The sequence below is a fragment of the Mucilaginibacter sp. SG538B genome (assembly GCF_013376065.1).
In the GTDB taxonomy this organism is placed as follows: domain Bacteria; phylum Bacteroidota; class Bacteroidia; order Sphingobacteriales; family Sphingobacteriaceae; genus Mucilaginibacter; species Mucilaginibacter rubeus.
This window is the reverse complement of record NZ_JABMJI010000006.1, coordinates 394,629-407,142: the sequence shown is the minus strand read 5'-3', so window position 1 is coordinate 407,142 and position 12,514 is coordinate 394,629. Positions and strand designations below refer to the sequence as shown.

Here is a 12,514-nt window from a genome sequence, read left to right as displayed (position 1 = left end):
CACTTATTTATATGGCCAGATCTGTAAGGCAGTTACCGTAAGTAAGCTATCCCTGAAGGCGGAATACTCAACCTTTGAATGCAGGAAGCAAATAGAGACTATTGTTAAAGCAAACATATTATTACCGCTATCAAAATGCATCAGGCAGATTCGGGCATTTACATGCAAAGTCAAGAAAACTCATTATCGCTTAACAATCAACAACTTACAACAAGTTACTTTACTGATGCTTTTATTACGCGCAGGATGGAAGGACCAGGTGCAAAATTTGCCGGAAGGAGGTGGTAAACCATGACAATTCCGTCAAGACATGTAATCTACCAGCAGTATATTATAATTATAAGACTGAAAGCGGCCCGCGTTTACCGGCCATACATACAAGCCTTTTCCGCGCTTTGTTCATTGACCGGAATGCTGCTTAACCATGCTTTTTTTACGTAAACTGAAGTTAGGACAAATACCGCAGCACCTGAACTGCCTGCCCGAAGATCAGCCCCGGTGCAGGCAGGCCATTGATTCTCAGACCAATGGCGAGGCTGCTTTTTTTTTCTTTTTACCCCACTTGCGGTTATACCAGATCAGCGTGCCCGTTACCGGTAAACTTGCGCCGATCATACAGGCGAAGAAAGCCAGTATTTTGGTCGGCAGCCCGAGGATCTGACCGGTATGGATATCGAAATTCATGCGGTATAGTTTTTCGCCCGCAGACAGCTCGCCGTAAGGGCGGTCTTCCTCATCAATATAATGTAATGGTTTAAGTGTGCTTTGGTCATAAAAATAGGTAGCGCGGTTATAAATAATGGTGCCGTCACCAAAGAATACCATCGCCTCGTAAGGTTCTTTGGCTTCATGGGGAGCGGTTAAAACAATACGCCCGAAATCCGGATGACGTTTGGCCATTTGCCGCCAGATATCGTCCAGCGCCACGGATACCACAGGTTTGCTGGTGAACGTCGTATCTGACGATGGCTCATCCTCTTTGAGTTCAACGGGCGTTTTCCAGGTCAGCGTACGGTACATGCTGTGTTTGAACCAGTCGAACGTAAAATAGATGCCAGTAACCGTTAAAAAAAGGATAAAAATGGAAGCATAAAACCCGGCCACATTATGCAGGTCGATATTCAGTCGTTTCCAGTTGGCGTTCCATTTGATCTTAAAGCTCCTGTCGCGGTTCTTTTGGCTCCAGCTTCGCGGGTACCACCAGATCAGGCCGGTAATGATGATGACCAGGAAGACCAAACAGGCCGAACCGACGATGGGGCTGCCGATCTTTTGCGGCAACCACAGAAAACGGTGCCCTGCGCGCACAAACAGGATAAAGCATTCGAAGGTCGAAGGCTTACGTTTATCCAGGATGATGTGCCCGTCATACGGATCAACATAGATATTGGCAATACCTTTTTTACCGAAAGTATAGCCAATCATGACCGAACGCCCGGGGCCGTTGTTGATGAGATTGCTCAGTGTTGCCCCGGTATCTTTTTTTACCCCGAGATAAGCCCGGGTCCTGGCAATAAGCACGGAGGGCGGAAGATATGGTCTATTACGTACTTCAACACGCTGGTATTTTTCCGTGAAATAGCCGATCTCGTAGCGCCAGACCCAAAGCCCGCCGGTAAAACATACGATGAAGACGATCAGGCCGGAGATCAGCCCCAGCCATAAATGCAGCCATTCCGCTACACGGCGGAAGGCTGATTTCTTTTTTCTATTCGTTACCATATTAAAACTTGATCGTGAGGTTAGCGGCTATGTTGGCCAAGGGCTGGGCTGAACCGGCAAGGTCCCAATACCTTTGTTTCGTTATGTTATTCACCTTAAAATCAAAGCGCCATTTTGGCTGGTCATAAAAGACAGCCGCGTTTAGGATGGTGTAATGCGGCAGGCTGTAAGTGTTGTCTGCAGTTAGAAAAGCCCTGCTTACGTAGTTGCCGCCAAAGCCGATCCCGACATTTTTTAAAGCCTGCCGGAAGCGGTAGCTGGCCCACCAGTTAGCGATCCTTGCGGGCGCGGTAGCTGCCATATTGCCCTCCAGGGCAGGATTGGTTGTTTTTAAAATCTTATTGTTATTATAGGCATACCCCATGAGGATGTTCAGACCAGGCAAGGGGTTGGCAATCAGCTCGGCATCCACTCCTTTGCTAACCTGCCGGCCATCCTGAAAGGTAAAGCCTTTTGAATCCGTACGGGTGGCATTGGCTATGTTGGTATAGTAGTAACTTAAGGTCAGGTTCACTTTTTTTTCAAACGCTTCGGTCTTTACCCCGCCCTCCGTTTGGTTGGCAAAGATGGGCTTCAGCACGAATAAAGTACCATCGGGTTGTTGGGCCGGGGCGATATTCTGGAAACCGCTCATGTAATTACCGAACAGCGAAACCTGGTCTTTCATCAACTGGTACACCAAACCCAGCTTTGGAGCCACTGAGTTTTGGGTATAAGGACTTGATACGCTCGGGCTGGTGTAGCCTTTATAGCGGTAGTGGTCAAAGCGGAGGCTCAGCATGGCGAAAAGGCGTTCATTCAGGCTGATCACATCCGTCGCATAGGCACTGGTGGTAAACTGGTCTGAAACACCGAATGGAGCAAGCGTGCCGTATTTAAGAAAATACCCATCTACTTTAGCCTTGCCCACAGCAACCGGGTTAGGGGTTTTGCTGACATCTACCGTGTCGATAAACCGGTTAGCCGGTGTAGACGTACTATAGAAATTGCCGTTATAATAACGGTAGCTCAGGCCAATCAACACTTTATGTTTGATTGCCCCTGTTTTGAATTCTCCATTGACGTTTTCCTGAAAATTGGTATAATTATTAAACATCGGGCCATAGAGCACCACATTGCGGGCCACTTTCGTCGGAGAGATCCAGGTCGGATAATACTGGTAGCTCTGTTTCACGTTCTCGCTCACGAAAGAGAATAAAGTGGTCGCGGTCCAGTTGTCTGAAATCCTGTATTTGCCTTCCAGAAATAGTTTGTTGGAACTGGTCAGCGCGTTGGCATCGTCGAGATACAGTGACTTGTTATAAGCCAGCGGAATCTGATCAGCGCCGGTGATCCCTGAAGCCGGTGTCACGCGGGTATACATGATCCTGGTCTGGTCAGTATTGAAATACTCTAAATCGGCGCTCAGTTTCAGGTGGTCACTGACCTGGTAAGACAAGCTGGGCGCGATGAGCACAGTGTTATTATGCCCGCTGGTCAAAAAACTGTTCTGGCGGTTCACAGCGGTGTTGATCCGAACCAAGGCCGTTCTTTCGGAATTTAGCGGAGTGTTCACGTCCGCACTGATCCGGTTTAATCCGTAGCTGCCCAACGTATACGAGGCGGCACCGCCAAACGTATCGTAAGGCCTCTTGGTGACTACATTGACCACTCCGCCGAAAGAAGAAATATTAGCTCCGAACAACGTACCTGAAGGCCCCTTCAGTACTTCAATGCGCTCGATATTCCCGATATCCAGGCCGGAACGGCTGGCTACCGTTTCCATACCGTTACGGGCGTTAATACCCGTAATAAAGCCGCGCGAAGTAATAGCGAAGCCACCTGCCGGGTAGTTATTCGGCGCCGCTCCGGTGATGTTACCGGTGGCCTGGCTGATATTGGTTGCCACCTGCTCCTGCAGCAGTTCCCTGGTCACTACGCTGTAAACCTGCGGGTTTTCCAGATTGGCCAGCGGCATCCTGGCCACCAGCTCGCTTTTTTTATTGGCAAATTTGTTGGTTTTAGCACCCTTTACCACTACCTCCTGTAATTGCTCATTGTTTTCGGATAATACAAAATCAACGGTCACCGTTTCGCCGGCTTTAAGTTCCACCTCTTTTTTTTGGGTAATCAAGCCAATAAAACTGGCCGTCAGCGTATAATTACCCGGGGAAATGTTTTTTAATTGATAATTGCCCTTTTGATTGACAGTTGTTCCTTTGGTTGCACCAGCCAAGCCGATGGTCACAAATTCGGCGGGGCGGCCGTCTGAGGTTTTGACAGACCCCTTGATGGTCCCGGTCTGGGCGAACAGGCCCGCCGAAAAAAATAATGAAAGAAAAGTAAAGTAAAATTTTTTACTGCATAAGAAAGAATACATCTTTGTTTAAATGATTAATGGGTTGAAGGATCTGTTAACATTGGCCGGTAGGAAGTTTGGCGACGGATCACCGGCTTTTTTATGCGGATTAATTTATTACATAGGCGATATCTTATTCGTCGCAAAGAAACGCGTTATTTAGAATAAATCCAAATAAAAACGACTCACACTACTAACAGTAACCGTTGTCAGCTAAGAAAGGGCTATCATCGTTAGATCTATCCCGAAAAAAATGATAATTCTTGAAAATTCAGGTCGAACCAGTGAGGTGAACTTAGTGGCACAACTTATGTTCCAGATAAACCGCGGATTACATAAGAAAAAAACCGGAGTAAGAACTAAATTTAGAACTAACTCCGGCTCGGTACTCAAACCCTCCGGCTACACGAACCAATTTTTAAATGACTTAAAACGGTTTGCCACTTTATTTGATGATTAAGGCCGATTTTAAAAATCTAATCCGTTTTTGATCGAACAGGGGATAATGCTCGCCGACTTTTGACAAAAAACACAGTCGATGGATGTAATTGATCTAAGTAACTATCTTAAATAGCAATTATTCCAAAAGATTGATGTTCGATGTTATCATGTAGATATCGTTTGGCCTGGATTTTAATCAGGAACTACAAATTTATCATACCTGTAAACAACCTCGGGTGCTTACAAAGCTGGAGTTTATTGATTACTATACATTGAAATATGCATAGAAACGTATATTTAATAAAGAGGGCCAAAAGCAAAAATCTATTTGAACTCAAGTTGCTTTTTCAAAACTATATTATCAGCAGCCTTTCCTATCATTACTTCAAAGGTTCCGGGTTCTGCAACCTCCTTCATCTTGCGGTTCCAGATCATGACATCGTCGGAACTAATCGTAAAGTTTACGGATTTCCCCTCCCCCGGTGCCAGCAGCACCTTAGAAAAACCGCGCAGGAAAAGCCCGGGCGTACTTACCGAATTAACTTTGTTACCAAGGTACAACTGCACTACTTCCTTGCCGGCCATACTCCCCGTGTTCTTCACATCAACCGATACTTTAACGGAATCCCCGTTTCCAAATGCATCTTTTGATACTTTGAGGTTACTGTATTCAAACGAAGTATAGCTAAGGCCAAAACCAAACGAAAACAAGGGATCGGTAGTTCCGTAAACATAATCAAGACCGGGCTTTTCGATAGTGCCGGGTTTGCGGTTTATCCCTTTTGCTGAATTTACGTAATTGTAAAATACAGGGATGTGACCGGAAGACTGCGGTATGCTCATATTGAGCCTGCCGCTTGGATTAACCTTGCCGAACAGGATATTGGCTATGGCCGTACCGCCTTTTTCGCCAGGGTACCACGCTTCAAGTATTGCAGGTATATTATCTTTTTCCCAACTGATGCTCCACGGCCGGCCGTGTACCAGTACCAAAATAACCGGTTTGCCGGTTTTATAAACTGCCTGCAATAAATCGCGCTGTACGCCCTGCGGATTAATATCGGTAACATCGTATCCTTCACCGCAGGTAAACGGGTCCAGGGGTTCATTTTGAGGCGCCTGCCCGTTCCAGCCAACACCAGACCATACCACACTCGTGGTACCTAATACGACAACTACCGCGTCGCTGCTTTCCGCTGCTTTGATAGCTTCATCAAAGCCACTTTTGTCCAAACCACTTAACTCGCAGCCCTGAGCGTAGTTCACTTTTACACCCGCCCCCACCAATTGTTTAATCCCTTCAAGTACATTGACACCCGACAGATTATCACGGGTAAAGCTATAATCGCCATACTGAACCTTGTTCGCGTTAGGGCCAATCACCGCTATCGACTTTAATTTGCTGACGTCAAGCGGCAGGAGGTTTTTATCATTCTTCAGTAAGATGACAGATTCTTCGGCTATTTGCTGCGATAGTGCAACCGTTTCAGGTTGATGCAGCCTTGACCGGATCCTGGCGGTATCAGGCAAAGGTTTTTCAAACAAACCTGCTTTAAACTTAATGGTGAGTATCCTTGCCACAGCACTGTCTACCTGGGCCTCCTTTACCCTGCCAGATTTGATCAGGCCAACAAGTTTGGCATAAATGTCCGGGCCGGCTGCTTCAAGATCAACGCCGGCGGTTATGCCCATCACAGCTGCATCTTCCTTTGTTTTTGCAACCTTATGAAAATCATATAACTGGCTAAGGCCGCCGTAATCAGAAAAAATATAACCTTTAAAACCCCATTCCTTACGGAGTATCTGCTTTAACAAAAATTCGTTGCTATGTGCCGGGATGCCATCAATTTCGTTGTACGATGGCATGACAGCGGCGATATTGGCCTCCTGCACCGCTTCGCGAAACGGCGGAAGAAACATCGAACGCAGCTCCCTCTCCCCGATATCGGCCGGCGCAAGGTTGATACCGGCCAGCGGCTTACTGTAAGCAGCAAAATGCTTCCCGGTACACAGTACCTTGTCCCAGGCAAAAGCATTCCGTGTTTGAGCAGGATCGCCCTGCATACCACGTACAAACGCTGAGCCCAGTTGCCCGGTTAGGTAAGGATCTTCTGCAAAGCACTCCTCAACACGCCCATAGCGTGCATCCCTGATCAGATCGAACAAGGGCGACAATGCCTGATCTACACCTGATGTGGAAGCTTCATAGGCAATAGCGGCACCCATTTTTTGTATCAGGGTGGGGTTCCAGGTACTACCTTGCGCAATAGCCTGCGGAAAGGTGGTTGCACCTGCGGCAAGCTGCCCGTGCAGGCATTCGCCAATTTGGATCGGCGGAATCCCTAACCGGGTTTCTTCCCTTGCATAACGTTTGGCATTGGCAGATTGCCTCGCCACGTCGTATACGTTAGAAAAAGGACTTGACAATACGCCGTAACTGACACTGCTTTTTTTATAACCATCCAGTGACGACATGCTCATCTGCCCTACTTTTTCCTCCAGCGTCATTCGTTTCAGAAGATCCTTTACACGGGCTTCAACGGGAGCCCTGGGATCCTTGTAAACCTGGGCCGATACAATTGCCGGCCCGCATAAAACAATAATAAGTGTGCAAACGTGCTTTTTTAAAACCATATGGTTGTTTGTTAGGAATCGATGGTAAAAACCTGCGCAGTCATATGCTGCGCAGGTTTGAGTGCTGGTCAACTATTAATAGTTAGGATTCTGCTTGATTTTCGGGTTCTGATCAATTACAGGCTGCGGGATAGGATTTAAATACATTTTGGGCGTAAATGCATGCGGGTGGTTCAACGGAACAACTTCATACTTCCAAACCCCGCTGTTATTTACCGGGGCGGTGTTCGTGATCTTCATACCGTGAAAATCTTTGGTTAAAACATCTTCCGCCAAACGCCAGCGTACCAGGTCATACCAGCGTTTATTTTCAAAACAAAGTTCAACACGGCGTTCTCTGCGGATTACCGTGCGCATCTGTTCTTTAGTAAGCGTTTGCCCGCCATAACTCGTTTCCAGCGTAGGTAAGCCGCCGCGTACACGTATCTTGTTTACGGCACTATACACCGATCCGTCTGGCCCAACCGCTTCATTTTGCGCCTCGGCGTAGTTCAACAACACTTCAGCGTAACGGAAATAGATGTAATTCTGTCCGTCGGAACGGTTACCGTTAGGAATACGGTCAGGGTTCAGGCGTTTCTTGAAATAATAGGCAGTGTTTGACACATCCGATGAACCAAAATCTATCTCATTTTTAGATGGATGCACCTTGTCGATCCGGGTATAGATCGTATCAGCCCGCGGCATCCATGGTTGTTTGTACGGCGCACCATCATAAACTATCCAATCATAAAAACGTGGTTCCCGGTGTTCATAAGGCTTTTGTGGGTTATAACCCGCCCCGGGTGCCGTAATGGGCAAACCGTTATCCATTTGAAAATCATCAACCAACTCCTGCGTCGGGTCATAGTTACCCCACGTATAATATTGCCCAAGCACATATACCGGCCCGCCAAAAAGATTAAAGTCGCCCCCAATGGTACCGCCGGTGTTTGCTACGGCTTGCCTGTCCCAGATCACCTCCGAATTATATTCGGCGCTTTCGGTGAAAAGGCGGGTCAAATCGTTATATAAAGCGTACTGGCCGCCATAGGAGTCCATAAATAATTTATTGGTGGCGGCAGCTTTAACATACCGGGCATTATCGGTATTGCCAAAACTGTAAAATTTATTAGGATCAGCACCCATTACAGCGCTGCTTGAGTTAAACGCGGGGCTGGCTGCAAAAAGTTCTATCCAACCCTTCAAAGCAAGGGCGGCACCAAGTGTAGCCCGACCGGCATCGCCTGCCCCTGATGAGTATTTCACTTCTAAAGCTTTGTTGTTAACCACAGCATCCAGCTCGGCGTCAATGAAGTTAAAAGTTGCCTCGAAGGTACTTCTTTCTTTATAAAGCTCATCGTTGGTATCTGTCTTACGGTCCTGGGGTTCGGTTATAATGACCAGGCCGCCAACATGCATCCATAAGTAAGAATAAAAAAACGCACGCAGAAACCTGGCCTCATCCAGCCGTTTCCTTTTATAGGTGTCGCTGTAGTTGGCCGAATGGGCATTAACCTGCTGAATAAAGGTATTACATTTCCTGATCCTTGCATAAACAGCGCCCCAATCGGTGTAGCTGGCAGCATCCCCGTCATTTTCCATTGGGGTTCCCCCTTCAACGCTCGGACCGATAATACCCTGCCGCCAGCGCCATGATTTCCAGTATGGCCCGCCGTCATTATCATCGGTAAAACTATCCAAGGGATCGGGCGTGTTGTTGAGGTTGTTCAGCTGTCCGTAAATATCGTTCAGGAATAGGTCTGCACTTGGTTCATCGGCCCATTGCGTATCACCGGCAATTGCGCTTTTATTCTGGTTATCCAGAAAGTCTTTTTTGCAAGACGGTAGCATGGGCAAAAGTAGTATGCATATTAACGTCATACTGTATAGTGCGCTATATTTTCTAAAATTTTTCATGTCTCTTAATCCGCTTAAATTAAAATGTAACCTGTACTCCAAAAATGAACGCCTTCTGCACCGGGTACGCTTCCTCACGCTGCGAGAAGCCGGTTTCGGGATCCATGAACCCTAAACCGCCCATGGTAAAGATATTTTGCCCGGAAGCGAAGACCCGTAGGTTTTGGATACTCACCTTTTTGGTAATTGCCGGCGGAATGGTATATCCGATCACAGCAGTCTTCAACCGCAGGAAATTGGTACGCTTCATCCAGAACGATGATGAAAAGTCGCCAAAGCCATCGCCATTGATGGGATTGGTAGTATTGTTGGTACTTTTGGATGCATACGACCTCGGATATTTAGTGTCCTCATGCTCTGGTGTCCAGCGATTATTAAAATATTCGTAGGAGGTATTGGTGTTATTGATGCGGAAAGGAATAGTTTGGTAGCCCTGGACGTTGATGCTTGCCCCGGCCGCTCCCTGGAAAAAAATATTCACATCAAATCCTTTCCATGATGCATTGATGTTTAAACCATAGGTTGATGATGGGTAAAGCGGATTACCAACAGCCGTTTCGTCATTGGCATCAATTTTTCCGTCACCGTTTAAATCGGCATATTTGATGTCGCCCGGATGCAGTGTACCAAATTGGGTTACATTGTAACCGTCTGCGGCATTGATAACACCGTCTTCGTTTTTATCGTCTGATTTTTTGAACAGTCCAAGCGCCTGGTAACCGAAGGGAGTTCCCAATTGCCTGCCGGTTCGACTGCGGTTTGGATTGTTTTTGGTGGCGCTGGTTTCAAAAACCTGCAACAGCTTATTCTTAGCATACAGGAATGTTCCGGTTGCGCCTATCAGCAAACCATTATCAAAACGGTGGTTTGTGCCGATGGTGAGGTCGAGACCCCGGTTTTCCATGATGCCGGCGTTTTCCTGGGCCAGGTTAAGCCCATATTCAACCGGGACCGTAATGGCAGGAGGCAACAACATACCGGTACGTTTTTCGTAAAAGACATCGGCATCCATAGTTAGCTTTCCTTTCCAGAACGAGAACTCTATACCCACGTCGGATTTAGTGGATTTTTCCCAGGTGATGTTAGGGTTAGCTTCCAAAGGTACATATGAACCCTGCACCAGGCTGCCGGTACCAAAGGCATAAGCGTTGCCATACAGGTTATAAGCCGACAGGTATTGAAATGCCGAACCGGCCAGGTTGCCTGACTTACCCCATGAACCTTTCAGCTTCAGGTTATCTACCCAATTCAGATGGTCTTTGATAAACGATTCTTCAGACAACCGCCAACCGGCAGAAAAGGCCGGAAAATAGGCCCATCTTTTACCGGGGGCAAAATAGTAATGGCCATCATACCTGCCGGTAGCGCCAAACAGGTATTTACCTTTAAAGCCATAGTCAATACGGTAAACATAGCCAAGCTGGCTGCTGGTTCCCGACGAACCGCCGTTATTGAAGTTAAGGCGATCGGAAGTGCCAAGGTCAAGCTCATCCACATTAACACTAAAGCCGCGGCGCGAGGCGTTAAACCCGCTGGATTTACCGTCGCGGGCTTCTGCCACTATTAAACCGGTAAGGTCATGATCGCCAAAGGTGTCATGGTAATTTAAGATCCCCTGGTAGGTAAAATTCTGGTTTTTACCAAAACCTTGCGATAAGGTAGTAACACCATCGCCCAATAGGGTTTTAGTATAGGTTGCAGGTGTTACCGTACCATCATACAGGTAATAATAGGTTGGGCGGGACCATCCCTTATCTTCCGTATAGGATGGGTCATAACTAAAAACCCCTTTGACACTCAGACCCTTTACAAAGGGCAACTGCTGGTCTACAGAAATGCTGTTCAAACCCTGGTTGCGTTTTGTCCGGGCGTAGCTGCCGCTTTTCAGGTCGGCAATCGGCGAGTAGCCGCCAGATTCGCCCCATAGACCATTGCTATAATACAAGGCCTTAACCGGAATATAAGATATACCATTGGGGTTTGGGCTGGTCTGGTTATATTCAACCGCGTTATTTAAGGATAAGGTGACTTTTGTAGTGGAAGTGGCATTTACATCCAGCATTACATTATAATTATACCTGTTATAAACCAGCGGATCGTAGATACCGTTCTGTTTGAAAAAGTTGAAACCTACATAATAACGCATTTTATCGTTGCCGCCAGAAAGCTGCAGGTTATAATTCTGCTGCGGCGTATTGGTTTTTACCATTTCGCGCTGGGCGTTACTGTTCGGATACTTGTCGGGATTTTCGGCATGCAGTTTATCATAATTCGCTATCAGGTCAGGATCAAACTCTGCTGCCAGGCCTGAATTGATATCCCCTTCGTTTTTCAAAGTCATGTAGTCCTTAGCGTTCAGCATGGTCGGCTGAAAGGTTGGTCTTTGAAAACCGTAATAACTGCTAAGGCTAAGACTGGCGGTACCCGCTTTCCCGTGCTTTGTAGTGATGAGGATAACGCCATTTGCACCACCCAGGCCATAAGGCGCAACCGCGGCAGCATCTTTCAGCACGGTTACCGATTCGATGGTGTTTGGGTCTACCTGGCTGATATTGTTCCTGACTATACCATCGATAACGATAAGTGCACCGTTATTGCCTGTTGTAGAAATACCGCGAACAAAAATGTTAGGATTATCCTGTCCGGGGACACCACCATTAGGACGGGCTGCAATACCCGCCATGCGACCGGCAATCGATTGCGTAATATTTGGTACGGCAGCTTTCACTAATTCTGAGCCTTTTACTTCTGAAACCGCAGCAGTTAGGGATGACTTTTTAGTTGTACCAAAAGCTACTACCACCACTTCGCTCAGCTTCTGCGAAACTTCGGTGAGCTGAACGTTGATTACATTGTTTCGCGTGATGATCACCTCCTTTGTTTCAAAGCCAACATAAGAAAAGACCAGGGTGCCTCCACCATCGGGCACGGTTAACTTATAATCGCCGCTGCTATCGCTGGTGGTACCCGTACTTGTACCCTTAAGCGTAATGTTAACGCCACCGATCGGATGATTTTTACTATCCGTTATCTTTCCGGTTATGGCCTGATTTTTTTCGGCAGCCCGCTCAGGCACCGGCACAGGCCGGTACTTCAGCACGATTACGTTTTTGGTAAGGGTATAGGTAATTGGTTTATCTTTAAAAAAGGTTTCCAGCGCAATTTCAACGCTGGCGTTGTTCAGGCTAAGATCGGTAGCCGTGAGGCCCGGTAACATCTCCTCCGCATACAATACTTTATAGGGAGTTTGGGCTTTTATTGCTTCAAGAAATTGAACTGCACTTACTTTGCTACCTTTAATAGTAACCTTTTGGCCAAAACTTGCCATGGATACCTGTAAAAAAGCTGTAACAAGCAGGATAAAGGTAAGTTTCATTACCAATAGAAATTTAGGGACAAAGGCGGGCAGCCTCAATCCCGTGTGAAAATTTAATTTCATACATTTGGGTGTTTGGGTTTAAGATTGATATAATTGGTTGG

Annotated in this window: 5 protein-coding genes; all 5 read right to left on the bottom strand. The window is 46.9% G+C overall.

Annotated features, from left to right (window positions below; translation table 11 throughout):
* Positions 1–519: 519 nt before the first annotated feature.
* Positions 520–1,722 carry a PepSY-associated TM helix domain-containing protein gene (locus FHW88_RS27285; protein ID WP_176628719.1) on the bottom strand — a complete coding sequence of 401 codons (1,203 nt, stop codon included), beginning with the start codon at positions 1,720–1,722 and terminating at the stop codon, positions 520–522.
* 1 nt (position 1,723) lies between these two features.
* Positions 1,724–4,081 (bottom strand): TonB-dependent receptor, encoded by a 2,358-nt coding sequence (locus FHW88_RS27280; RefSeq protein ID WP_176628718.1) that lies wholly within the window; start codon positions 4,079–4,081, stop codon positions 1,724–1,726.
* Positions 4,082–4,825: 744 nt separating this feature from the next.
* Complete coding sequence (locus FHW88_RS27275) at positions 4,826–7,135, bottom strand: glycoside hydrolase family 3 N-terminal domain-containing protein (protein WP_176628717.1); 2,310 nt, start codon at positions 7,133–7,135, stop codon at positions 4,826–4,828.
* Between the two features lie 75 nt (positions 7,136–7,210).
* On the bottom strand, positions 7,211–8,968 hold the full coding sequence (locus FHW88_RS27270; RefSeq protein ID WP_255485461.1) for a RagB/SusD family nutrient uptake outer membrane protein: 1,758 nt from the start codon (positions 8,966–8,968) through the stop codon (positions 7,211–7,213).
* 85 nt (positions 8,969–9,053) lie between these two features.
* Positions 9,054–12,473 (bottom strand): SusC/RagA family TonB-linked outer membrane protein, encoded by a 3,420-nt coding sequence (locus FHW88_RS27265; RefSeq protein WP_218117312.1) that lies wholly within the window; start codon positions 12,471–12,473, stop codon positions 9,054–9,056.
* Positions 12,474–12,514 lie beyond the last annotated feature (41 nt).

What these genes read in the sequence shown, in the direction of transcription:
- FHW88_RS27265 (WP_218117312.1), bottom strand. Translation starts at nt 12,473, where the DNA reads ATGAAATTAAATTTTCACACGGGATTGAGGCTGCCCGCCTTTGTCCCT.
- FHW88_RS27275 (WP_176628717.1), bottom strand. Translation starts at nt 7,135, where the DNA reads ATGGTTTTAAAAAAGCACGTTTGCACACTTATTATTGTTTTATGCGGG.
- FHW88_RS27270 (WP_255485461.1), bottom strand. Translation starts at nt 8,968, where the DNA reads ATGCTACCGTCTTGCAAAAAAGACTTTCTGGATAACCAGAATAAAAGC.
- FHW88_RS27280 (WP_176628718.1), bottom strand. Translation starts at nt 4,081, where the DNA reads ATGTATTCTTTCTTATGCAGTAAAAAATTTTACTTTACTTTTCTTTCA.
- FHW88_RS27285 (WP_176628719.1), bottom strand. Translation starts at nt 1,722, where the DNA reads ATGGTAACGAATAGAAAAAAGAAATCAGCCTTCCGCCGTGTAGCGGAA.